Annotated in this window: 16 protein-coding genes and 1 riboswitch; of the genes, 12 read left to right on the plus strand and 4 right to left on the minus strand. The window is 44.6% G+C overall.

Annotated elements, in window-relative coordinates; genetic code table 11:
• The first annotated feature begins 2 nt into the window (after positions 1-2).
• From OEV42_00600 to OEV42_00620, 5 genes are all read left to right on the plus strand, one after another.
• Entirely contained in the window at positions 3-1,331 is a 1,329-nt protein-coding gene (locus OEV42_00600; GenBank protein MDH3972749.1) for an oligosaccharide flippase family protein, read from the plus strand.
• A gap of 28 nt (positions 1,332-1,359) precedes the next feature.
• Positions 1,360-2,151 carry a hypothetical protein gene (locus OEV42_00605; GenBank protein MDH3972750.1) on the plus strand — a complete coding sequence of 264 codons (792 nt, stop codon included), beginning with the start codon at positions 1,360-1,362 and terminating at the stop codon, positions 2,149-2,151.
• A gap of 14 nt (positions 2,152-2,165) precedes the next feature.
• Positions 2,166-3,218, plus strand: coding sequence for an acyltransferase (locus tag OEV42_00610; GenBank protein ID MDH3972751.1), 1,053 nt, complete (start codon positions 2,166-2,168; stop codon positions 3,216-3,218).
• A 221-nt stretch (positions 3,219-3,439) separates the two neighbouring features.
• On the plus strand, positions 3,440-4,801 hold the full coding sequence (locus OEV42_00615; GenBank protein ID MDH3972752.1) for a DUF362 domain-containing protein: 1,362 nt from the start codon (positions 3,440-3,442) through the stop codon (positions 4,799-4,801).
• 52 nt (positions 4,802-4,853) lie between these two features.
• Positions 4,854-6,002 (plus strand): glycosyltransferase, encoded by a 1,149-nt coding sequence (locus tag OEV42_00620; GenBank protein ID MDH3972753.1) that lies wholly within the window; start codon positions 4,854-4,856, stop codon positions 6,000-6,002.
• Positions 6,003-6,046: 44 nt separating this feature from the next.
• Here the strand turns inward: OEV42_00620 and OEV42_00625 are convergent, their stop codons facing one another.
• The 3 genes from OEV42_00625 to OEV42_00635 all read right to left on the minus strand — a co-directional run bounded on the left by OEV42_00625 (position 6,047) and on the right by OEV42_00635 (position 9,072).
• Positions 6,047-7,495 (minus strand): hypothetical protein, encoded by a 1,449-nt coding sequence (locus OEV42_00625; protein MDH3972754.1) that lies wholly within the window; start codon positions 7,493-7,495, stop codon positions 6,047-6,049.
• A 220-nt stretch (positions 7,496-7,715) separates the two neighbouring features.
• On the minus strand, positions 7,716-8,330 hold the full coding sequence (locus OEV42_00630) for a fibronectin type III domain-containing protein (protein MDH3972755.1): 615 nt from the start codon (positions 8,328-8,330) through the stop codon (positions 7,716-7,718).
• Positions 8,331-8,400: 70 nt separating this feature from the next.
• On the minus strand, positions 8,401-9,072 hold the full coding sequence (locus tag OEV42_00635; protein MDH3972756.1) for a fibronectin type III domain-containing protein: 672 nt from the start codon (positions 9,070-9,072) through the stop codon (positions 8,401-8,403).
• An 89-nt stretch (positions 9,073-9,161) separates the two neighbouring features.
• A riboswitch (cyclic di-GMP riboswitch) is annotated at positions 9,162-9,267 on the minus strand.
• Between the two features lie 333 nt (positions 9,268-9,600).
• Here OEV42_00635 and OEV42_00640 point away from each other — a divergent pair.
• The 4 genes from OEV42_00640 (at position 9,601) to OEV42_00655 (ending at position 18,392) form a co-directional block, all read left to right on the plus strand.
• Positions 9,601-10,455 carry an exosortase/archaeosortase family protein gene (locus OEV42_00640; protein ID MDH3972757.1) on the plus strand — a complete coding sequence of 285 codons (855 nt, stop codon included), beginning with the start codon at positions 9,601-9,603 and terminating at the stop codon, positions 10,453-10,455.
• A 386-nt stretch (positions 10,456-10,841) separates the two neighbouring features.
• Entirely contained in the window at positions 10,842-16,004 is a 5,163-nt protein-coding gene (locus tag OEV42_00645) for a tandem-95 repeat protein (protein MDH3972758.1), read from the plus strand.
• 219 nt (positions 16,005-16,223) lie between these two features.
• Positions 16,224-17,615: a UDP-glucose 6-dehydrogenase gene (locus OEV42_00650; protein ID MDH3972759.1), complete on the plus strand. Its 1,392-nt coding sequence runs from the start codon at positions 16,224-16,226 to the stop codon at positions 17,613-17,615.
• Between the two features lie 111 nt (positions 17,616-17,726).
• Positions 17,727-18,392, plus strand: a complete 666-nt coding sequence (locus OEV42_00655) for an EpsI family protein (GenBank protein MDH3972760.1) — start codon at positions 17,727-17,729, stop codon at positions 18,390-18,392.
• Positions 18,393-18,407: 15 nt separating this feature from the next.
• On the opposite strand, the gene OEV42_00660 is transcribed toward OEV42_00655, so the two are convergent.
• A complete protein-coding gene (locus OEV42_00660; protein MDH3972761.1) occupies positions 18,408-19,097 on the minus strand; it encodes a CAAX prenyl protease-related protein in 690 nt (229 codons plus the stop codon).
• A gap of 662 nt (positions 19,098-19,759) precedes the next feature.
• Between OEV42_00660 and OEV42_00665 the strand changes: the two genes are divergently transcribed.
• The 3 genes from OEV42_00665 to OEV42_00675 are packed head-to-tail and all read left to right on the plus strand — an operon-like array spanning position 19,760 to position 24,027.
• Positions 19,760-22,993 carry a hypothetical protein gene (locus tag OEV42_00665; protein ID MDH3972762.1) on the plus strand — a complete coding sequence of 1,078 codons (3,234 nt, stop codon included), beginning with the start codon at positions 19,760-19,762 and terminating at the stop codon, positions 22,991-22,993.
• Between the two features lies 1 nt (position 22,994).
• Entirely contained in the window at positions 22,995-23,759 is a 765-nt protein-coding gene (locus tag OEV42_00670; GenBank protein MDH3972763.1) for a hypothetical protein, read from the plus strand.
• A gap of 25 nt (positions 23,760-23,784) precedes the next feature.
• Positions 23,785-24,027, plus strand: a complete 243-nt coding sequence (locus tag OEV42_00675) for a hypothetical protein (protein MDH3972764.1) — start codon at positions 23,785-23,787, stop codon at positions 24,025-24,027.
• The last annotated feature ends 712 nt before the right edge of the window (positions 24,028-24,739 follow it).

Here is a 24,739-nt window from a genome sequence, read left to right on the forward strand (position 1 = left end):
CCATGCTGAATATAAAGGCTCAATATCATAACTTGAAGAATAAGCTTGAAGATAAATTACTGAAAAGAATCGTAAAAAATTCGGGCGTTATTTTATTCGGCAACTCGACGGCCGCAGGCCTGGGCATTATATCTTTTACCATACTGGCCGGCCAGGTAGGGCCCGAATCTCTGGCTATTTTAGTGCTTGCCCAGACATACGCCCTCATTATTAATGATATTTTTAATATACAGACATGGGAGTCAATGGTTAAGTTCGGCGCTTCTGAATTAAAATCAGAGCGAATCAAAAATGTGATTAAAACGAATTTGATACTGGATTTTGCCAGCGCAATTATTGCATTTGGCTTTGCCCTGATGCTTGTAAAAACGGTGGGCCGCCTTTTGGGCTGGCAAAGCTCTTTTTTCCCTTTTTTGTCTCTATACAGCGCTAGCATTCTTTTTAATATAACGACCCTTACCATAGGAATTCCCAGGCTTTTTAACAAGTTTGCTTCCATTGCAAAAATTCAGGTCGTCATGGCAGTTATTAAGCTTTGTGCCGTATTATATGCAATGGCAAGTTCGTCAACTTTTACGGTCTATATCTATATCTATTTAGTCGTCGATATTCTGACAAATTTATCCCTCAATATTTACAGCATAAGATTGCTAACGCAAAAATACGGCAGAACATGGATAAGGGAGAAAATAGCTTTTGATAAAAACCAGCTGAAATTTATCTGGTGGACCAATCTTCGCACCATTATAAGGATTCCCGTGCGTCACCTGGATATGATTGTTATCAGTTCTGTTTTATCCGTCAAAATGGTTGGTATCTATAAAGTTTACAAAGAGATAGCAGGACTGATAAACAGGGTTGGAGAACCGATCAATCAGTCCATGTTCCCTGAATTTACAAAACTGATCGGCAGTAATAATCTCGGTGATGCTGCCGGTATAACCAAAAAAACCATGCTCATATTGCTGGGCGTCGGTTCTGCCGTTACTCTGGGTCTGCTCCTTACATCCAGATTTCTTGTGGGAACCTTTTTCGGAGAAGAATATCTTCAGGAAATATATGCCTTGTACCTGATGCTCTTCTTTTTTTCAATGAGCTTTATTACCGTTCCCATTAATTCCCTTTTCATTGCTGCCGGCTTTGCAAAGTATAGTTTTATGGTCCTGTTATTTACGAACACTATTTATTTAATGACTCTTTTCAGCCTTGGTAAGTTAATAGGCATCTATGGTATTATTGCGGCATTTGCCCTTCAGCTGGTATTAAATAAGGGATTAAAGGTCTTTCTGCTGAAAAGATATTACCATGAATGGGGCACGGTTATCCGGTAGAGAGCATTTTTGCAGGTGAAAGGATATTTTGTACAGAGTTGAATTTATAGGGCTTCCCGGCGCAGGCAAGAGTACCGTCAGAAAAGCCTTGATCGACAGGTTGAGGGCTGCTTCCGGCGACGGCAGGTATTTCACTGTGGAAGAAGCTTATCTTCATGGGGCAAGGTTAAATATGGATAAGGTTTTCAGATATTTTTTGAAGCTTCTGCCCGGTTCTGCGGCAATTAAGCTTTCAAATAAACTGGTTAACCGGTCGCTTATGCATTTTGAGGCGCAAAACCGCTTTCTCGCAAATTATGGCAAGGCTTTAGGCGCTTTTTTTTCCTCACATGTTTTCAATGAAATGTCAATTGATGACAGGCAATCGGTGATTTCGGCTTTTCTTGAAGTGGGGGCATTTTACGAATCTGTTAATGCATTATCATTTAAAAACCCGGTCGTCTTTTTTGAAGAGGGCCTGGTCCAGAAATCTTTAATGTTCGTCTCCCCTTCAGGCAGCTACGGAAAAGACATGGTTAATCTGGAAACTTATCTCGATGAGATTCCCCTTCCTGAAATATTGATTTATGTCAAAAGCGATATTGAAACATGCTCCCGGAGAATGTTGAGCCGTCCTGAAGGTTTGACGAGACGGTTAAAAAATGCCGATGCCGCTTTGATTTGTGAATTTTTGAAAAAAACGGACAGGCACTTGCAGGAAGTTGCCTCCCGGGCGAGCGGGAACACTTCCTGCGCTGTGATAGAAATTAATAATAATGGAAAGCTCGAAGATAATATTGATTGTCTTGAAAGAAGGATGAGAGAAATTACGAAAGCGTAATTTGATAAAGGTCTATGGGTAAGACAGTCAAAGAATATAACAATAATTATTCAATCCTTTTTGGTCTTTTATGTTTCGGCGTCGTCTATTTGCATTCAGACTGGGCCGGTGGTTTTGATATCTATACTTTTGGTGTTAAGAGCAGTCTTTTAAAAAAGTTATCTGCACTTCTTCTCATGTCCATTGTTCCTTCTTTTTTCATTTTATGGGGATATTTATCCTGTAAATATTTTTATTCTCATGAGAGGCCCCTGCAATTTTTAAAGAAAAAAATCATCCAGTTTTACCCGCTTTATTTTTTTTCTTTCACCATCAATATGGTGACCCGGTCAGATTATATGTTTGACCTTCCCCGGTGGAAGCTTGTTCTTGCTCTCATGGGCATGTATTACGAATCCGGCCTCTGGGGAGGGGGACATATTTTCCTTGTCGTGCTGGCTGTCATTATAACGATAAGCATTTTTAAGCTCTTTAATTTAAGGCGCAGGGGAATCTTTCTGTGCGGCATAATGGTTTTGATAGCGGCAAAAGCGCTGCCTCATGAATCGGACCTTTGTTATATAAAGTATTTCGGCTATTATGCCGCTTTTTTTCTTGGTGCCCTGTTAAAACATTATTCCGCATTTGACGGCCCTCTCTATTTAAAAAATACTTTCGAAAGAGCGTTAATGCTGGCAATTATGGGTGTGGGCATGATGACGCCGCTTCTTAATTTCTTTAAAATCTATGCTCTTGAAATTGAGTATAATCCCAATTCACCGGAGCAGCTCTTTTTCAGTGTTCTTCTTATCTATCTATTGTCAAGAATGCTGGACCGGCTGCCTTATCTGCGGGATCGCTTCTTTTTAGGCAAAGTTATTCACAAAATCGGAAATAATGCCTATGGCCACTTTATTTTGCAATCACATATTATTCGTCTCATTATCTATTTAAATTCATTCCTCCTGGTAAACAAATTTGTTTTACAATTATTTATTATTATTTTTACCTCATCTATTGTCGTTTATCTGCTGCTGCCCATTTACAGGAGCACGGAAACACTTGTTTTCAAGGTATTGCCTTCATGATTTGTGAGGAGTGCGCCAGGGAGCGTATCATTTAAGGGGTATGGACAGCTTCATGTTATATTTAGTAAACTTAAAGGTATCTCTAAAAAATATTTTCCTGCTTCATTAAGGGGCAAAGTATTCAGGGCTTGACTTAAAGAGAGGGGGGGGGGGCATGTTTTCAGGTTTATCTTGCAGCGCCCTGTTATAGCGTTTTAATTTAAAATAAGAAGGACAACAAGGTGATCAAAAAGGTATCAAGGCGGCTGTTTCTCAAAATGACGGCTCTCTTTGCATTTTTCTTATCTATTGGCAAAGTGGATTATTCCTATGCTTCCGGCGCTGATGCAACAGGCAGCATGCCGGGAGGGGAGGGAGGGGAAAAAATGAATCCGGGCGTTGATGAAGACGGCCTGTCAAGGGTCTATATTGCATCAGGGCATTCACCTGAAGAAAATATAAAAGAAGCCGTCCGTCTTATGGGTGGAATTGAAAAAATGATTGGAACCGATGATATTGTTGTGCTAAAACCCAATGCCCAGTGGTGGAACCAGGGCACGACGAACACAAACAATATGAAAGGTTTCATTGAAGGGGTACTTGCAATAAAAGATTTTAGGGGGGAAATAATTATTGCAGAGAATCACCACTATAAGGAACTGGATTCCCGCGGATGGACGACTGAAGAGAGAAACGGCGATTATAATCTTAATGAACTGGTTCAATATTTTAATGATGCCGGTTTTGCCAATGTGAGCAAATATCACTGGGTCGATGGAGGGCCTAATCCGCAGCCGCAGGAGGGCACCGGCGGCGGCGGCCAAAGGGTCCCGTCTGTTTCAGAGGGTGATGGGTATGTATGGCTGAAAGATGAAATCTATGTCAGTCCGGAAAATAGAAAGTGCATGATGACCTGTCCCGTCTTTACCTCTCCCTACAGCGGCGCAAAAATTGATCTTAAAAAAGGTGTTTTGGAGGGCGGCGAGTATATTGATAAGGTCAAGCTGGTAAACTTTTCATGCCTCAACCATCACGGACAATCATTCGGGGTTACCGCTTCCATAAAAAACCTTATGGGTGTTGTCGATCTTACCTGCGGTTATCACGGAACAGAGCCCGAAGGATTTTATAATGTTCACTTTGTTGGAGAAATGTCTCTTCTTTATAAATCAGGCATTGGTCTCAAATACTATGGGAAACGTTTCGGTTTTGGTTCTGCTTTCGGAAAAAAAATGCAGGAAATGGGTTCATGGAGCACTCAATATACGGGAGGGGCGCTCGGCCACTGGATGAAAAGGGTCAAAATGCCGGATATTAATATTCTGGCTGCTGAATATGTCGGTTGGGGAGGCAGAGGCCGGAAAGGCCCTGAAAAGAGAGAAAGAGCGAATACCGTCGCTATTTCTCACGACCCTGTTGCTCTCGATTATGTGGGGGCCATGCATATTTTATTGCCCGCAACGCCTGAAAAAGAAACTTTTTATAGAAATCTGAACAATCCCCATAAGAAACCCTTCCGTTCATTTTTGGAGGAATGTCATCGTCAGGGGATTGGTAATCTTGATGCGCAAAAAATTAAAATCATAAGAAGTACCTCACAGTAAAGGGCCGGCTTCTTACGGCAGGTATTTTTTTTAAGAAAAGAAACCAACCATAATGTCTGATAAGTGTTTTCTTGTTTTTTCTGATGATTTTGGAGAGCACCCCTCCAGTTGTCAGCATATTTTCCGCTCTATTCCAACCGAGCATCCCGTTTTATGGGTCAATACCATCGGCATGCGCTCTCCCCGTTTGACATGGAGGGATTTAAATAAAGCCTTTCTTAAGGCAGGAAGAATGCTTTCCGGTTTATTTAAGGGAGGAAGTAAAAAAGTCTCAACGGGCCATATCAAAGTCTGCCAGCCGCCAATGCTGCCTTTTTTAAATATTCCTTTTGTAAGAACCTTTAATAAAAGAAGCGTTACGGGGCATGTAAAGAGGAAACTGGAAGGGCTCGATATGAAATCGCCCATTTGTGTCATTACTGCGCCCAATGCCTGTGATTATATCGGCCAATTTAATGAGAGCCGGATTGTTTATTATTGTGTCGATGATTTTGCCGAGTGGCCCGGCCTGGATAAGTCACTTGTGCAATCCATGGAAAGTGATCTCATCGATAAGTCCGACCGGTTTGTGGCCACCTCTCAAGACCTTGCTGATAAACTGGAGCAAAAAGGCAAGAAGGCCCATCTTTTAACGCATGGCGTCGATTATACGTTTTTTCAGAAGGCCTCTCAAAAGGAACACCCGCTTCTGGCCCATATTCCGAAACCGAGAGTTGGATATTTTGGTTTGTTTGACGGCAGGAGTGACTTGGATTTAATTAAAGCCGTTGCAGCCGGAATGCCGGACATATCTTTTGTTGTTACGGGAAATACAGAGGTCGATATTTCGGACATGAGGAAGATAAAGAATATCTATTTTACAGGAAGTATACCCTACAGTGAATTACCTCAAATGGCTAAAGGCTGGGACATCTGTATGCTTCCCTACCTTGTGAATGTATTAACCAATGCCATTCAGCCCTTAAAAATTAAAGAGTACCTCGCTACGGGCAAGCCGATTATCAGCACGCCCATTAAAGAAGCATGTAATTTGAGCGATTATGTAAACATTGCTGCAACAGCGGATGAGTGGGAAAATAGCATTCGCAGTAATTTAGGGCCTCTTTCCCATGATTTAATTAAAAAAAGAACAGACTTTTTGAAGAATGAGTCCTGGGCATGCAAGGCTGAAAAGTTCTTTAAGCTATGCCTCGAAGATTAAGCCTTCTCTTTCATCAAAAAAGAGACTGAAAAGTGGGGTTAAAATTATTTGACTGACTTTATTTTTATATGGGCCACCGGCATAGGCATGCAATCCCCATCAAAGGTATAGCTGCTTACAGACAAATGGTGAAGGTATTCTTCTATGTTGGTATAGCCGTCATTATTTCTGTCCATGGCCGAATCGTTAGCCTTTGTATTCAGGCCTTTCAAGACTTCCCAGCTATCGGCCATGCCGTCGTTGTCCGTATCTGCCGGAGGGGCGGGGGTGGTAAAAGTCGGGAAGTCACCGGGGTAGGTCACAGTATCGATTATGGCCCCTGTTCCTGCTGAAAAGTCGGCAATGATCCTGCTGTCGACACTGTCTCTCACAGGCGCTGTGGCGCCGACAGCCGATAAAAGGCAGTTGGCAATAGCCGGAGACATGATGTCAGTTGTTATGGCCGCTGCCGGCCAGGCGTCGATTTTTCTGAATCCTTCATTTAACAGCTGGTTTTGCCATTCAAAACCGACGGACCACTCGGGCGCGCTCTGGTCCATTCTTCTTATCCCTATATTCCCTTTAACATATATGAGCGGATGAGGAGCCAGCCCCTGGGGATAGTGAATGGCTTCAAAGGCTGTAGCATTTGACCGGGGTCCTCTCTTGACGTAGTTATGGACCCAGTTGACCCTGCCGTGTTCATAGGTCATCATGGACAGGTTGCCTTTAAAGTTATATACCACATTATTGACGACGTCCGCCAGAGGCGCCGATACTCCTCCGCCGATCATGGGGTTTCTGTCCTGGTTATGGGCAAGGTAGTTGTGATGAATTGAAACTTCGGCATTATTGTTTTTCCCGGAAATGAGCAGCCCTTTACTGTGATCTGCTTTAGGGTGGCCTATCGGTTTGGCATTATTCAAGCCTTCCGAAACAATTGACCATTGAAGCGTAATATTCGTCGCATTCCATGAACTGCTGAAGGTTTCATCGATGCCCCAACTGAATGAAGAGTGATCTATGATGATATTGTAGGCTTTATTAGGGTAATAACCGCCATAGTCACCATATATTGCAATGGTATCAAAGGTTTCGGCGTCATTTTGATCTATCACGCCGTGAGAACCTAACCTGAAGCGCATATGCTGCATGATTAAATCATGCGTATTGATGATCGTCGGTCTTCCTGTGACAAGGATGCCGCCCGGTGATGTTTGTCCGGCAATGGTTATGTAAGGATTAGATATGTAAAGGTTAGAAGTCAGATTAATAATGCCGGAAACTTCAAAGACGACGATTCGCTTTCCAGGGGCTTCAACGGCTGCTCTGAAGCTCCCGGGGCCGCTGTTATTAAGATTGGTGACCTTAATAATCGCGCCTCCTCTTCCGCCGGCGCTGTTTGCCCCAAAACCTTCAGCTCCGGGGAATGCCGCAACAGCATAAGCAATTCCCGGCAAGAAAACCAGGAGCATAAAAATAATAGGTAGAAAGAAATGCTTCATAAATTTCATTACTTTTCTCCTTTAGCCTGATTAAGGTCTCATAAGTACACTATTTAGTTTTCATTCAGAAAGGGCGCTTTTTCGCAATCTCTGCGTCAATCTTCAGATTTGCTTGTGCGACGTACAGCAGTATGCCTCGGCGAAACCCTTGATTTCCCTGACCTTGCAAAAAATCCCTCCTTTCCGAATTGAAAGTATAGTTTCATTTATTATAGTTTCCCGATGGATACTATTTAGTTATTGATAGTAACTCAGGAGCTGATGGCGGGTCAATATCGTATATTCCACTTATTTCTATCTCCATTGCGCTTTGCCTTGCAAGCAGTACAAGAGGACCCTCTGTCAGTGGGGAAAGGTTAACGGTTATACTCCAGTTTCCACTGGCATCAGAGGTGGTGCTGCCAAGCAAAGTCATGGAATTCTTGTCGAATGTTTCTATTAAGGTAGATGCAACTCCCGTACCTGTAAGCGTAAAAGAGGTATAGTTGCTTAAGTTTGCCTTAAAATTATCTCCCGGGATTTGTATGTTAAATGTGCTGATTTCATTTGAAAACTCACTTTCGTTCCCTTTGGCGTCGAATGATTTCATAACAAAAAAATAAACCTCGCCGTTAGGCAGGCCCGTTATTGTGTGGCTCGTCTGGTTCCCCATGACAGGAGGCGTATTGTTTGTGTAAACACCGCTCCTATTGCCCCAGTAGATGACGAAATGGTCAATATACAGCCCTTCATCCCAGGTTGACCAGCCAAGGGTTACGTCCAGGGCAAGCGCCGGTGTCGATATGAACAGTGAAACAAGGAGGTTGATAATAAATATTTTTATTTTCTTCTTAAAAGATCTCATAGTCAGTTGTGGTTATGTCCCCTCTTAATTGTGTAATATCCTTTTCCTTACAAAATGTTCTGCAAAGGTTTTAGGGCATAAAAATGCTTAACTCATTGGAGAAACTGCTTTCGTTGCCTGCCGCATCAACAACTTTAAGTGAAAAAAACCATTCATTTGGAGAAAGGCCCGACAGGGTGTAGCTGCAATTATTGATATTGCCGCAGCCCGATGGTGCGCCGACACCGGTATCGGTACAGCTGATTTCAATAAGGTTGACCGGTATTTGAGCCGTATAGGTTCGCGGGGCAATTCCGTAATGAATGACGTAACCATCGAGGTCTGAAGCACATGATCCGCTTTGACTGGTTGAAGGGGCCGTCCAGGTAAGGGTAATATTGGTCCCATTGGCAGTTCCATTGAGAGCATATTCCTTAACTGTTGTTGTGCCCACGTCACCGCAGGCGGTATGTATTGATGCCGCCATTAATGTGAGGATGACATAACGTGAAAAGAGGCGGGGCCTTTTATCTCTTAAATAAAAAAACTTTTTGACGGGAAAAAACAAACTGCTGAGAAGAAGCAATGTCCGCTCAGCAAATTGCGCTGACCTGTCATTTCGGGTGAAGGGAGAAATCTTTTCCTCCCTGACTTCCAGTATTTCTCCTTCTGCCTCGTCGAAATGACAATTTTTTTCCCTTCTTCCAGGCCGGCAACACTGGCCTGGAACAGGAAAATAAGTTTTAACCTTTGAAAAAATCATGGATTTTACTTAGCCGGTATTTTACAGTTCATCCGATAAAATATCGGCTCCCCTTTCCCCTGGACTAAAAAAGCCGCCAGAAGTTTATCTCTGGCGGCCCGGCTGACAGTATATCCTTTTTTCCGTGATCATTCCGGATATCTAAGTCCCGAAGCTCTGCGTCCCGGGGTTTCCCCCAGTTTGCTCTGAGCAGAGTGCGATTTATAAATCAGGATTATAACAATTGTACTGATCTACAGTTAAAATGATATCTTTTTAATAGAAAAAAATCAAGATGAATTTGCCTGGAAAGGGTAGACGGCTGTGGGTTTATAGCATAAGCTCCTGGTTTCAAAGGGTTTTTAAAAAAATGGCTTCAACTTATGCTTAGTCGGGTATTTATAAAATGTTTTGCTTGCCTTCGCCCGCTGGCATTTTAAGGCCGCCATGACAGGAAAATTCATGTCCCATTGGAAATATGGTCTTTATAAGTTGCATGTTAAAGAGTACAATTTTAAAATATGAGTAATTTTACAAGAGGTTGATTCTTTGAATATAGATTTTTTATCTCATAAAGGCTTGATAATCAGAGCTTTCCTGCTGCTTGCTTCTTTTCTCCTGTTGTATTACCCCATTATTGTTTCCCTTGTGCATGACTGGTCCATAGATGACAATTATTCCCACGGCTATATTGTTCCTTTCATGAGTTTATATCTTGTCTGGGAAAGGCGCAGTGAGCTTCTGTCTTTAAAGATTAAACCGAATTCATCGGGTTTGCTCTTATTGATAGTGGGTTTGTTTGTCATGATTCTGGGGCATGTAGGGGCCGAGCTTTTTCTCGGCAGGCTTTCCATTCTCATTGTTCTTTCAGGGATAGCGCTTTTTTTATTAGGGAAAGAGTATTTGAAGATATTGGCCTTTCCCATCGGTTTTCTTATCTTTATGATTCCTTTGCCCTCAGTCATCTTTAATTCTCTTGCCTTTCCTCTTCAGCTTTTAGCTGCCAGGGTTGCCGCCGGCATAATTTACACCTGTGGTATCCCTGTTTTAAGGGACGGCAATATTATTCATCTGGCCAATACCACTCTGGAGGTTGCCGAAGCATGCAGTGGCATAAGATCACTTGTTACGATAATGACACTGGCGACAATTTATGCCTATTTTATGGAAAGTAAGCGCTGGAAACAGGTGGTCCTTTTCCTCTCCTCTATTCCCATTGCCATTATCACCAACAGCGCCCGCGTAACTTTTACGGGATTCCTGTCTCACTACTATGGTGATGAAGCGGCAAAAGGTTTTTACCATACCTTTGAGGGATGGTTTATGTTTGTTGTCGCTTTTTCGCTGTTGCTCCTTTTTGGGCTTCTTTTGAGAAAAATAACCTTTGGCCGCAAAGTACATTGAAAAGCAGGAAATTTCCGTCACTGCGCCACAAAGAGAGCAGTATAAAATCTTTTGTCAAAGAATTTTACACTGCCTCAAAACCTCATAAATAAACATCATACCTCATATCATCTTCTCCAGGCAGCCCTTGAGTCATCAGTCATGAGGCTCGTGTCTTATGTGTCATACTAAAAAGCAGGCTATCTGTAAAAAGTAATGTCAGGAAATTTTACATTTCTTTGAGGCTGTAAAGGGGTAAATGAATTTACTTATTAAAAACAATAGCTTATGCTTCGGCAAGGTAATTGCACTATCTGTTCCTAATGAGACTTTTGCTGGAAAGTTATGCCCTGGCGCTATTGCCGGGCTAAGCGTAATCAATAGTGAACAAACCGGGGAGGAAGAGAATGAAGTTGTCAGGGAGTTTTTTTTCAATAAGAAATATAAGTATGCCTTTGGGAATGTTGCTGGCTTTCTATCTCTTCTCTCTGGCCAAACCTGTTGAGCTTAATGCGGCCCCGGCTCCGGCGTCGCTGATCCAGACCATTGATACATCCCGGTTAACCCCGCCCAGTCCGGATCCGGCAGGTCTTTGCTATCTCAATTTTTCCGATACTTTCTTGATCAGTGATTCAGAAGTCAATGAGATGCCCATCTTTACCGGTGATAACCTCTTTGAAATATCTCCATCAGGCATCCTGACGAGTACCATGACTACCTTGCCTTTTTCTTTTGAGCCTACCGGCGTCACGCTTAATACGAATAATAACCATCTTTTTTTTACAGATGATAATGAAGGATTTATTATTGAAGTAAATCCCGGGCCTGACGGGAGCTATTTCACAGGAGACGATAGCGTTACTTATTCCGACACCTTTTTATTCAATTGTACTGATCCTGAAGGCATTACTTTTGACAGCCTGCAGGGAGATCTTTATGTTGCCTGTGGATTAGATGCTCTCGTTTCCCGCGTCTCTCCCGGAGTCAACGGTTTTTTTGACGGCGCGCCGCCTGTCGGTGATGACGAGGTGACCAATTTCGATACGGCAAGCCTCGGTGTCATTGATCTTGAAGGGATTACCTATGATTCCGATAACGGTCTTTTGTATATCGTCGGTGAACCTGGTGATTTATTAGCGCATATCACAACTGACGGCAAGCTTGTGCGGATGATCGATATTTCAGTGATAAATGCCATAGACCCGGCTGGTCTGGCTTATGCGCCGAGCAGTATTGATCCTTCCGTTATGAGCATCTATCTTTCCGACAGGGGTATTGATAATAATGATGATCCATCAGAAAATGACGGTAAGTTCCATGAACTGTCCATACCGCTCATTTCGGAAGGCAATTTAATGCCTTATGTCTTTGCAGGACCGGACCAGGCCATCATTTTTCCCGATGACGCTCTCCTCGATGCTATCGCCTCTGATGACGGCCTTCCCTATCCACCGCAGCTGATTATCACCTGGAGCGTTATGAGCGGACCGGGAACAGTCACCTTTAGTGATGCCGGTGCCCTGAAGACGACTGTCGGCTTTTCGGAACCGGGGGCATATGTGCTGCGTTTGACAGCGGCAGACGGCGAGTTTGAGAGCACAGATGAGTTGAACATTTTTGTGTCCCATTTGGCCTATACGCCCGCTGCGGATACTTTTGTTGATAAGGCTAATCCCGGTACCAATTTTGGGAGCGCGCCGGACCTTGAGATAAGCGCCCTTGGTGATGGATCGCCACAAGAGACTGCTTACCTTCAATTTGACGTCGTTGGACTTGCCGGTCCCGTACAGTCGGCCAAAGTGAGGTTAGAAGTAAGCAATGCCGGCGTATTTGGAGGCAGTATTCATTCCGTGCCGGATAATAGCTGGGGAGAATATACCCTTGACTTTAACAGTAAACCGCCCCATGAAAGTCAAAGTCTGGATGCCCTGGGAAAGGTGAATGCCGGTGATACGGTATTGTTCGATGTGACAGAGGCCATTAGCGGAGAGGGCACTTATAGCTTTGCCATTTCGGGAGTCAACCCTGCCTGCACAGGCGGCAGTGATGGATCGATGGGGGAAAGCGGGGACCTGGGGACTTACGCATCGAATTTGACGGGAGAAAAAGTTTATTTCAGTCCTTTTATCCCTGCAAATAGCGGCATGGTATCCTATATTCATTTTGAAGAATTCTCCGCTGACGGCCCGCTGCGGGCGGGGGTCTATGATCAACTGGGGAACCTGCTTGCTTCCTCTGTGGAGCTTAGGGGAAATAATTCCAACCCCGGTATGGAGATGCACGCGGCCCTTGATCAAGCTATCTGTTTAACCTCAGGGCAAACCTATTATCTGGCCCTTTGGGTGGGTAAGGACGGATGGGCCGGTACCGCTTATGGCGGACCGGGCGGGGGAACCTATTATGTCAGTGATGTGCCGTCTTTTCCCGCATCATTGTCATTGCCGGGAAATACTCAGAGCGGTTCCACCTCAATGAGGATCACAGTCAATAACAGCCCTGATTCCTTTGCCGGCGGCACTGCGGCAGTTGCAGCTTACCGTTCTCGCGAGTATCTGAATAATCCGCCAATGTTAATTATCAATCCTGTTCCCATCGGTATTCCATCAGCCGTAAATGATGCATTTAGCATGGATGAAAATACGACACTAAGCGGCAGCGTTATAACTAACGACAGTCCGGGCGATGTTCCCATCACAGTGAGCGAGCTTGTCGGTGTAAATAACGGTCTGCTGACTTTGAATGACGACGGCATTTTTTCCTATACGCCGAATGCCGACTTTAACGGCACAGACAGTTTTATCTACCGGCTGACCGATGCCGATAATGAAAGCTCCGACGGCACAGTGACCATAACGGTGACAGCCGTCAATAGCGGGGTGCCGGTAGCCGTCGATGATCCGGCAGCAGCCGTAACGCCGGAGGATACGCCGGTGACTACTATCAACGTGCTTTTAAATGACACGTTGGCAGATAACGCCGTCATCAGCGCCTTTGACGCTATTAGTGTGAATGGCGGGGTGGTGGTTTATAATGGTGACGGCACATTTACCTATACGCCGGCTTTGGGTTTCAATGGCACGGACAGCTTTACCTACCTGTTGATTGATGATGACGGTGAATCCGGTACGGCTGCTGTGGCCGTCACGGTGACAGCCGTTAATAGCGGGGTACCGGTGGCTGTCGATGACCCGGCGGCTGCGACAACGGCCGATGGCATAGCGGTGACTACCATTGACGTGCTCTTAAATGATACGCTCGTGGACAATGCCGTCATAAGCGCCTTTGACGCTATTAGTGTGAATGGCGGAGCGGTGGTTAATAATGGCGACGGCACATTTACCTATACGCCCACATCGGGTTTTACCGGCACGGACAGCTTTACCTATACACTGACCGATGATGATGGTGAATCCGGTACGGCCACGGTGACCGTTACCGTGACATCCGTCAATAGCGGGGCGCCGGTGGCTGTCGATGATCCGGCGGCGGGGACAACGCTTGAGGGTACACCGCTGACTACCATTGACGTGCTCTTAAATGATACGCTCGTGGACAACGCCGTCATAAGCGCCTTTGACGCTATTAGTGTGAATGGCGGAGCGGTGGTTAATAATGGAGACGGCACATTTACCTATATGCCGGTATCGGGTTTTACCGGTACGGACAGCTTCACTTATACGCTCACCGACGACGATGGTGAATCCGCCACAGCCACGGTAACCGTCACAGTGACTCTGCCCGTCCTTTGTGATGGCGGCAGCAATGGATCGATGGGGGACAGCAGGGATCCGGAAACTTATGCGGCGAACCGCAGAGGAGAAAAAGTTTATTTCAGTCCTTACACACCTGATGTGAGTGGAAGGGTATCCTATATTCACTTCGAAGAATTTTCCGCCGGAAGTCCCATAAGGGCGGGAATTTATGACCACCTGGGGAATTTACTGGCTTCTTCTGCGGAGCTAATGGGAAACAATTCCAAACCCGGTATGGAGGTTCATGCAGCGCTTGATCAAACTGTCTGTTTAGCCTCGGGGCAAACTTATTATCTGGCCCTTTGGGTGGGCAAGGACGCATGGGCAGGCACTGCTTATGGCGGACCGGGCGGAGGAACATTTTATAACAGTGATGTCTTGTCTTTCCCTTCATCCCTCCTATTGCCGGGAAATCAGCAGAGCGGCTATACTTCGATCAGGATTACAGTGAATAATAAACCGAACGCCTTTGATCCGGGTATTCCCGTTGCGGTAAATGATGCATTCACCATTAGTGAAAATACGACACTTAGTGGCAGCGTTATAACTAATGACAGTCCGGGCGATGTTCCCATTACAGTGAGCGAGCTTGTCGGTGTAAATAACGGTCTGCTGACTTTGAATGGCGACGGCGCTTTTTCCTATACGCCGAATGCCGGTTTTAACGGCACAGACAGTTTTATCTACCGGCTGACCGATGCCGATAATGAAAGCTCCGACGCCACAGTGACTATTACGGTAACAGCCGTCAATAGCGGAACGCCGGTAGCCGTCGATGATCCGGCGGCAGGGACGACAACGGAGGACACGCCGGTGACTACCATTAATGTGCTTTTAAATGACACGCTCATAGACAATGCAGTAATCAGCGCCTTTGAAGACGTTAGCGCAAGTGGCGGAACGGTGGTTAATAATGGCGACGGCACATTCACCTACACACCGGCATCAGGTTTCAATGGTACGGACAGTTTTATCTACGTGCTGACCGACGATGATGGAGAATCCAGTATGGCCGCAGTAGCTGTTACAGTGATATCGGTCAATAGCGGGGCACCGGTGGCGGTCGATGATCCGGCGGCAGGGACAACGCCGGAAGGCACGCCGCTGACTACCATCAATGTGTTCTTAAATGATACGCTTGTGGACAATGCCGTCATAAGCGCCTTTGACGCTATTAGTGTGAATGGCGGGACGGTAGTTAATAATGGTGACGGCACATTTACTTACACACCGGCATCGGGTTTTAGCGGCACGGACAGCTTTACCTATACACTGACCGACGATGATGGTGAATCCGGTACGGCAACAGTAACCGTTACGGTGACTTTACCCGTCTCCTGTGTTGGCGGCAGTAACGGATCCATGGGGGACAGTACGGATCCGGGAACTTATGCGGCTAATTCTACAGGAGAGAAAGTGTATTTCAGTCAATTTATACCTGTCAATGGTGGAAGGGTTACCTATATTCATTTTGAAGAATTCTCTGCCGGTGGTCCGGTGCGGGCGGGGATCTATGATCACCTTGGGAATTTGCTGGCTTCCTCTGCCGAACTTGCGGGAAATAACTCAAACCCCGGCATGGAGATGCATGCGGCACTTGACCAGGATGTTTGTTTAGTCTCAGGGGAAACCTATTATCTGGCCCTCTGGGTGGGCAATGACGCATGGGCCGGCGCCGCTTATGGCGGACCGGGCGGGGGAACCTATTATAACAGCGATGTGCCGGCTTTCCCCTCTTCTTTAGCATTACCGGGAAATAAACAGAGTGGTTCTACCTCGGTGAGGATGACCGTAAACAACAGCGCCGACGCTTTTTAATTAATCGTTGAAGTCCCCGTCCTTTGGGCGGGGATTTTTACCTAAGACAAGATTGGAATTCAGGTCATCTTATTGTCCTTTCTGTTGAATCTCCGGCAAGTCTATTTCCTCTTACTCTCAGATTAAAACCTCATAAAGCCTGGCTGCTTGTCAAATAGTGAACTTTATCATAAAATTAACTGATAGCAGGATAAATTCTCCCGCAGGGAGCTTTGGGGTATGAAAAAGATGGAATTTGAAAAAGATATTCTTTGTATCGGTGCCGGTTACGTGGGTGGCCCCACAATGGCTATGATAGCGGCCAAATGTCCGCAATATAAGGTGACAGTCGTAGATATTAATGCAGAAAGAATCGCCGCCTGGCAAAGTGATGATTTGCCCATTTATGAGCCGGGATTGCTTGATGTCGTGAAAGAAGCGAGGGGCAGGAACCTGTTTTTCTCAACAGATATCGACTCGAATATAAAGCGTGCAGATATAATTTTTGTTTCAGTGAACACGCCCACTAAAACTTTTGGTGAAGGGGCGGGAAAGGCGGCAGATCTTCAATATTGGGAAAAGACGGCAAGAGACATATTGCGGCTTTCTGACTCGGATAAAATTATCATTGAAAAAAGCACGCTTCCTGTCAGAACGGCAGAGGCCATGGAACGCATACTTAACTCAAATGGCAAAGGCATTCATTTTGAGGTTTTATCAAACCCCGAGTTTCTCGCTGAAGGGACGGCTGTTGCCGATCTTGAATGTCCCGACCGGGTTCTTATCGGTTCCCGTGAAAAGGAGAGTGGCAGAAAAGCAAGGCAGGAAATCGTTGATATTTATGCTAACTGGGTTTCACGGGATAAAATAGTTACAAGTAATGTGTGGAGTTCTGAATTATCCAAACTTGTTGCAAATGCATTTCTTGCCCAGCGGATTTCTTCGATCAACAGCATTTCGGCTTTATGTGAAAAAACAGATGCTCATGTGAGTGAAGTTGCTTATGCCGTCGGCATGGATAGCCGTATCGGCAGCAAGTTTCTTAAGGCAAGTGTCGGATTTGGCGGCTCATGTTTTAAAAAAGATATTCTCAACCTCGTATACATTTGTGAAACCTATGGCCTTCATGACGTTGCGCAGTACTGGGAAAATGTGATCAAGATAAATGAATACCAGGAGAGGCGCTTTGTTCAGAATATGCGTTGCGCTCTTTTTAACAGTATTGCCAATAAGCGGATTGCCATTTTTGGGTTTGCCTTTAAGGCGGATACGGGCGATACGAGGGAATCTCCCGCTTTGTATGTTGTCCGCCAACTGCTTGAAGAACGGGCAAAGGTTGTTGTCACCGACCCTCAGGCGCTGGAAAATGCAAGGCTGGACCTTGATGAATTCGGTGACGCTATCCAGTTTACTGATGATCCCTATGAAGCGGCTAAAGGCGCACATGCCGTGGCCATTGTTACCGAATGGGAAGAATATAAGAGACTGGATTATGAAAGGATCTATAATGATCTGGAAAAACCGGCTTTTATTTTTGACGGAAGGAATATTCTTGATCACCGGAGAATGCATGATCTGGGTTTTAACGTTTACGCCATCGGTAAACCGCCACTCACGCATTTCAAGGAATAAATAAGACCTGATCATTGCCTGGATGATGCAAGTGAATGTTGAAATAAAAGAACCTGTTAATACCTTTTTGCCGGTTTTTAAAAGGATAATTTTTAGAAAGGCGCAAGGTAAATGAGTAATAAGGTATTTTACAATTTACGTTTCTTTACAGTCCTTTTTCTGCTCATTTCTGCTTTCATCTTCCGGCTTTACTGGTCGCCCGGCACAGGTGTTCCTTTAAAAAAGAACTTTGTCGATTTTCCTCTTGAAATTTCAGGATGGAAAGGCCGTTCAGCGACACTCGATAAAGAGGTTCTCCATGTTTTAGGCTTAACGGATTACATGATGAGAGATTATGTTCCTCTTAATTCTTTATCTCGGCTTAGGGCCACATTGCCCATAAATTTATATGTAGGTTATTATGCGTCCCAGGCAAAGGGGAAAACCTATCATTCCCCAAAGAACTGCCTGCCCGGGAGTGGTTGGGAGTTGACGGGAATTGATACTGTGCCTGTTGATTTTAACGGGACCACCTATAAAATCAACAAGGTATTAATTCAAAAAGGGCTTGAAAAGCAGCTCGTTCTTTACTGGTTTCAGGACCGGGGGAGAGTCATTGCAAGCGAATACTGGGCAAAAATTTACCTGGTTTTCGATTCTGTAATGAAAAAAAGAACGGACGGCACCTTTATAAGGATAATGGCGCCTGTAAAAAGTTCACTTGATGATACACTTAAAGAAGAAATTCTTTTTGCCAAATCAATGTTTCCCTTTCTGAAAGAACATTTGCCGGACTGATTTTTTTCCTGCTTCTTACCAGAACGCCCATAAGCCCGTTTTAATAACGTAAATACCCAGCAGGAGATTTGTCATGCCATGGGCCATAATGCAAAGGTAAAGGTTTTTGGTCCGGTAGAGAAGCATATTGTAAAGGACGCCTGCAACAATGCCGGCGAGCCATAGGTTATGCTCTAATCCGAAGAGGACGGAAGCGATGATAAAGGAAGGCCATGTAAAGGCGCCGATCCTGATGGATGTGAAGTCGGGATTAATAATGTATCTTAAAATAAAGGACCGCCAGAACAGTTCTTCAAATAAGGGTACAATCAGTGATGCGCCGGTTAACCTGATAATGATAAAAATATAATAGAAAACATCAGGAAGAAGGTTTGGATCAAAGGATTTATTTTCTCCCTGTTTTGCAAAGTCCTGATCAAGGTTTATCCATAAAATGAAAACCATCGCTCCAATAAATAGGGATAATATAAGGCCCTGACGATTAATACCTTCCCATTTAAGCTCATCATATGCGTTCCGGAAATAAATGAGAGCAATGATGACAAGGAGAATCCTGACGGTATAAAAGAAAGGCGTCAAATAGAGGGCGGCAGTATTATTTGCCAAAATAAATTCAAAGGCTGATTCGAGGGGAATAAAAAGTATGTAAAGGGCAAAAGGAAAAACCCTGGGAATCCACGGTTTGGATAAAACGCTTATGGTCAAAGGAATCTCCCGGAGAATTATTGGGTGCAGATACGTATGTCTTCGCAGCGGCTTCTGCACCATGAACCAGTACCGGTAATGATTAAATGCCGGAACGAATATGAAAAGATATACCTGTCTTTCAGGCATTTGTAAACAGGTTTTTAAGGTTTTTCAGGTATGTGATGTGACAGAACCAAAGGACTTGTCTTATCTTTTTTCAGTCATATGGCGGATGAATGTGCCTGATAAAGCTTTTTTTTGATCCTTGTTCTTTTGATTTTACGTTTTTATTGATTTTATTCACCAGGTTTGTTGAGTTTTTCTGTGGAATCGCTAAGCCTCTTCATTTCACCTGATCAGTGGTAAGAGGAACCCGCTTGCCGGTAAAAAAGTGCAGAAGCCGGTATTCAGGCAGTTATAGTAGCTTGTTTCAGCTTATGAAGATTGACTTTGTTTTTCAATTTGTTTTAAAATGAAGAATTTCACCTGGCTGTTTTAAAAAAGACTTTCTGTTAAGTTTTGTAAATTCGCATGAAAATTGCAAGAGTGTTCTCTTTAGTAATAATTTAAGTGACTTCTATGCATTTATTTAATGAAAATAAACTAAAAAGACATTTGTCAGAGGCATTTTCTTTTTTATGCTATCCAACTGGCGTGTCTGTCGTTTTGGGGAGGTATTTATGAGAATGTTGAGAGAAATAAAATTTGCTATTGTTTGGCTGCTTGGGGCTCTTCTGTTTGCAAGCTCTCCTTTTGTTGCCTATTCTGCAGTCCCTTCAATTGATTACCTGAATTCTCTTAACGTTGTTTATCCCGGCAGGTCGGTTCAGGATGCTTCCGGGAATATATACGTAGTTGACGCGAGAAAAAGCGCGGTTCACAAGTTTGATAAATATGGAAATGCCGTAAAAATAATTACATCCATAGCGCAGCCTGCTGCTGTTGCCGCCGGAGCCAATGGTGAAGTTTTTATTGCATCCTATAGCGGCATTTATACGGTGAACCCTGCCGGTGATATTGCTCTTTTTATTGCCGCCGGTGAAATAAATTCCCCCCTTGATATGGCCGTAGACTCTGCCGGTTATCTCTATGTCGTTGACTCGGCATCGAGGAATGTAAAGGTGTTCACAAGTTCAGGGTCTTTTTCATTTGCCTTTGGTGATGTCGTCAGGCTGGTGACAGACCTTAATCTGGACGGCATAGATGATGGCTGCACAAAGTGCTATCCTGTCTCTGTCGATGTAAAGTACGATGAGGTAAAGGGCATTGAAAAAATCAGGGTGGGCTATACGGTTGAATGGATTGATGCAAATAATAATAATGCAATGATCGTTACCTTTGACATTAGTGGCGCTCCTGCCGGTTACATGGGGACCCCTTTCAAGCCCGGCACCTACGAAGCGGCTCCGGCCTATAATGAACTTACTAAAGTCAATGGGCTCGCCACCGATAGTGCAGGCAGGATTTATGTTGCCGATAACTATGCCAGGAGAGTCGTTGTTTTTAGTGAAGAGGGTTCTGTTTTAACGGTTTTGCCTTTGGAAAGCATTCCAAGTAATGTGATGGTAGATCACTTTGACCGTTTATTTGTTTCCGCAATGAACGGGAGAGTGGATATTTACTCTATCGATGGGAAGGATGTGCCCAATGCCGTGCCCACGACACCATACTTTATTTCACCTGTGGGAGGCGATATTGTGAAAACCGCGACTCCCACACTTATCGCTGCCAATGCCACCGATGCTAATGGCGATATATTGACTTATGAATTTGAAGTATCTTCCAACCTTTCTATGACGGACATTGTCTGGAAACTTGAAAATGTTGCCCAGGGGGAAAATGGAATGACCTCTGCCACCGGTGTAATTCCGCTCGGGGAAGACACTAAATATTACTGGAGAGTGAGGTCTTTTGACGGAAAGGCCTATTCTCCCTATAGCCAGGTAACGTTCTTTGTTGTCAATAGCGAAAACAGCGCTCCCCTGATTGATGTTGTTTCTCCATCGATAGATGTCTTGTCGCTGGATGTAGGCTCATCAATCGGTTTTAATGTTTCGGGCCATGATCCCGATGGAGATAATGTCATTGTTCAATGGTATGTCGATGGCCAACTGGTCCTGGCAAATGAAAATACATTTGAATTTATGGCAGCGTCCGGTGACGCAGGACTTCATTCAATAGAAGTGAGACTAAGTGATTCTAAAGTGTATACAGGCAGGGCATGGTCTGTCACCGTTTACAGAGAAAATACGGCTCCCGTTGCTCCCGCCGCTCTTGCGCCTGTAGATGGCGTGGATATAAATCAGCTAAGGCCTGAGCTGGTTATTCAGAATTCAGCTCCCGACAGAGAGGGAGATAGTCTTTCCTATACATTTGAAGTAAGTACGGTCAGCGATTTTAGCAATATTGTTTCTTCCGTTGCGCAGGTTAGGGAAGGTGAAATATCTACGTCCACCATCATTGCAGACGACCTGCTGGAGAATACATTCTATTACTGGAGAGCAAAAGCCTGTGAAATCCCCCTTGCAGGAAGTTTTGTAAGTAACTATTATTGCAGCGCACCTTCTGCTACCGCCTCTTTCTTTGTGAATACAACGAATGATAAGGCGACCATGCCGGGGATTAGTTCTCCTGCCGATGGCACGGAAGTAGCGCTTTTGTCTCCTCTTCTCGTTGTCACAGCTTCAAAAGATGCCGATATTAATGATACCCTGACTTATGATTTTGATGTTGCCACAGACAGTAATTTCCTTAATATTATAGCAGGAACAAGGGGTGTTTCAGCGGTGGGAGGTTCAGCATCGTGGACAGTGGATGTGGAACTTTCTGATAATACAAGCTATTACTGGAGGAGCCGTTCCGTTGACAATAACGGCCTTGCCGGTGATTATTCGGTGTCGTGGTTCTTCGTAAATACGGCTAATGACGCTCCCTCAGCGCCTCTCGCTCTTTGGCCCGCCTCCGGTATCGAGATTCTGACAACCCTGCCTATGCTTAAGGCCGGTAATGGGGCAGACCCCGATAGAGATGCTCTGGTTTATATCTTTGAGGTTGATAAGGTAAATACTTTTGATAGTGGCGATTTAGAGAGATCTTCACTGATTGCCGAAGATGCGGAAAATACAACATGGATTATCACTAAGGCGCTTGTCGAAAACACCCGTTATTATTGGAGGGTCAAGGCGAGTGACGGCTTTGCTGAAAGCCCCTGGTCATCGACGGAAACATTCTTTGTCAATCTATATAATGACGCGCCTTCATCGCCTGTTTTAATGTCTCCTCTCAATGGCGTTGCCGTCAATGTGCTCAATCCTGAACTTGCCATCTACGATGCTGCAGATGCAGATGCTGACAGGCTATCTTACATATACGAGATTGCCAATGATTCCGCCTTTGTTTCCCCTGCCGCAGAATCAGGGCCTTCAGGAAACAGGTGGTTCGTTTCAGATGGGCTGATTGAAAATGAGTTTTACTACTGGAGGGCAAAGGCTGTTGATGAGCATGGCCTTGCCGGCCAGTGGTCACAGCCGGGAAGCTTTAAGGTTAACATTGCCAATGATCCGCCCACAGCGCCGGTTATATACTGGCAGAGTTTCCTTCCGTCGGAGAATGTTGTTTTAGAGATTGACAACAGTTTTGATGCCGATGGTGATTTGCTCACTTATGACATTGAAATCTACCGGGATATGAGCATGAAAACAGAACCTGATACAGTGACAGATATTCCCGAAGCGCCGGAGGTAACGCCATATGATGTTGGGGTACTTGAAAAAGGAACCTACTATTGGCGCGCAAGAGCTTTTGATGGCACCGTTTACAGTACCTGGAGCGGCGTGCGCATGATCATAGTAAATAAAGGCGCTGTAAATTCCAACCCGAGGACTGATAAGGCCTATGGTAGAAAGAGGTTCTAGTATGGCCGGATCTTTTTTTCCGCAAAAAGTAAAATCTATCATTAGAAAAGTTGCTTCTCTTGCTGTCTTGTCTTTTTTTATGTTATATGGAGAGCCTTCTTTTGCCGCAGCGCCCCACAACGTTGCTGAAACGAGTCATAATCTTTCATCTGAATTACTTGGGGGGGGATTTGGGTCGAATGTGACTGAAATTTGCGTTTTTTGCCATACGCCGCATAATGGGAACCTTTCCTATCCGCTCTGGAATCGTTATTCTACTATCGAAAGAGAATTTACCCTCTATTCAAGTTTTACCCTCGATGCAGACATGCCGGCTAACCTTGCGCCCGATAGCGCTTCCAGGCTGTGCCTGTCCTGTCATGACGGAGTAACGGCAATTAATGCCCTCGTACGGTACGGCAGTTTTGGATTCAAGCCGACTATGTCCGGTGGTGCAGAGACACTATCTGCAGCAGGAGAGAATACGGCAAACCTGGGGACTTCCTTAAGGGATGATCACCCTGTGGGATTTGATTATGCAGATGCCCAGTCCAGAGACAGCGGGCTGAGAAATATAAACGATGTGAAAGCCGGTGATCTTAAATTTTTCGGGGCCAACGGAAATATGCTGGAATGCGGGACCTGTCATGATCCTCATGTCGATTATGACTATATCAGAGGTTTCGGAGACAATGTTCTCGCTACTATCGGTGATAGACGATTAAGGCCTTTTTTGAGAATATCAAATCAATCGAGCCAGCTCTGCTTTACATGCCATATTAAGTAATGGTTGCACAGAAGATGGCCCTGACATGAAAAGTGGCCATCGATCCATAATTTTCCTCTTCTTTTTTCTGCTCCTTATTCCCCTTTTCTCAAAAGCGATCCCGGCGCCCCGTAATGATGCTGAATATGTTGACCGTCATAGCGGCATTTTTGGCAATGTTTTATGCTCCGGCGCCCGGAAACAGCCAAATTGTTACGATCGTTTAAGTGCAGCCGCGAGACGACCCTCTACAGAGAATGATAGTTCCTTTCTTTTAAGTTATCCCTGAAAGAGCACTTAGCTTGAATTTATTGTGAAATATCCGGGCTAATTCACTTGCCGCAGTAACTGACTGTCATCTCCAGCGTCACATTTTTGATTCTGATGCCATACTTGATATCACCCTGCAAAGGTGGCGATTCCCATGGTTGCTTATCCCAACGGATGCTTATGGCCGTTACTACAGGCCACCAGGTGTTGGCGCAAGCAATTCAATGGGGCTGATGAGAAGCAGGACTTGGCTCTTTCCTCTATTAGGCACATTTATTTGAAAATAAAATGTTATGGCATGTTTTTCGCTTATTTAGGTCTGTGCGCTTGATAAGACTACTCAGTTTTGCTGTTTATGGTGATTGTTTGCATGCTTGTCCGTGATTTGACGTAATTGTTTCTTTTTTCCGGTTCTTTTAAATTAAATAAAGGAATATTGATCAAAAAATAATTGCATGTTTTTTGGAAAAGTGTATAATTTCAGGTTTTTTAAAAGTAAAAATGTTTTATTTTGGTTTTAATGTTTTGACTATTTTTATATGATTTCAGGAAAGGCTATATGATCCAAAAAGCACACCTCACAACTTTCTTCTTCTTTTTTCTTCTGCTCCTTATTCCCCTTTCAGCGGAAGCGACGCTGGGTCCGCCCCATAACGATGCTAAATGTGTTGATTGTCACAGCGGTGGTTTTGCCGATGCATTATACTCTAATGCGCCGAGATGCCTAAACT

This window comes from Deltaproteobacteria bacterium (genome assembly GCA_029860075.1).
Lineage (GTDB): Bacteria > Desulfobacterota > JADFVX01 > JADFVX01 > JADFVX01 > JAOUBX01.

What these genes read in the sequence shown, in the direction of transcription:
- OEV42_00645 (MDH3972758.1), top strand. Translation starts at nt 10,842, where the DNA reads ATGAAGTTGTCAGGGAGTTTTTTTTCAATAAGAAATATAAGTATGCCT.
- OEV42_00650 (MDH3972759.1), top strand. Translation starts at nt 16,224, where the DNA reads ATGAAAAAGATGGAATTTGAAAAAGATATTCTTTGTATCGGTGCCGGT.
- OEV42_00610 (MDH3972751.1), top strand. Translation starts at nt 2,166, where the DNA reads ATGGGTAAGACAGTCAAAGAATATAACAATAATTATTCAATCCTTTTT.
- OEV42_00675 (MDH3972764.1), top strand. Translation starts at nt 23,785, where the DNA reads ATGAAAAGTGGCCATCGATCCATAATTTTCCTCTTCTTTTTTCTGCTC.
- OEV42_00655 (MDH3972760.1), top strand. Translation starts at nt 17,727, where the DNA reads ATGAGTAATAAGGTATTTTACAATTTACGTTTCTTTACAGTCCTTTTT.
- OEV42_00630 (MDH3972755.1), bottom strand. Translation starts at nt 8,330, where the DNA reads ATGAGATCTTTTAAGAAGAAAATAAAAATATTTATTATCAACCTCCTT.
- OEV42_00625 (MDH3972754.1), bottom strand. Translation starts at nt 7,495, where the DNA reads ATGAAATTTATGAAGCATTTCTTTCTACCTATTATTTTTATGCTCCTG.
- OEV42_00600 (MDH3972749.1), top strand. Translation starts at nt 3, where the DNA reads ATGCTGAATATAAAGGCTCAATATCATAACTTGAAGAATAAGCTTGAA.
- OEV42_00670 (MDH3972763.1), top strand. Translation starts at nt 22,995, where the DNA reads ATGGCCGGATCTTTTTTTCCGCAAAAAGTAAAATCTATCATTAGAAAA.
- OEV42_00665 (MDH3972762.1), top strand. Translation starts at nt 19,760, where the DNA reads ATGAGAATGTTGAGAGAAATAAAATTTGCTATTGTTTGGCTGCTTGGG.
- OEV42_00635 (MDH3972756.1), bottom strand. Translation starts at nt 9,072, where the DNA reads ATGATTTTTTCAAAGGTTAAAACTTATTTTCCTGTTCCAGGCCAGTGT.
- OEV42_00620 (MDH3972753.1), top strand. Translation starts at nt 4,854, where the DNA reads ATGTCTGATAAGTGTTTTCTTGTTTTTTCTGATGATTTTGGAGAGCAC.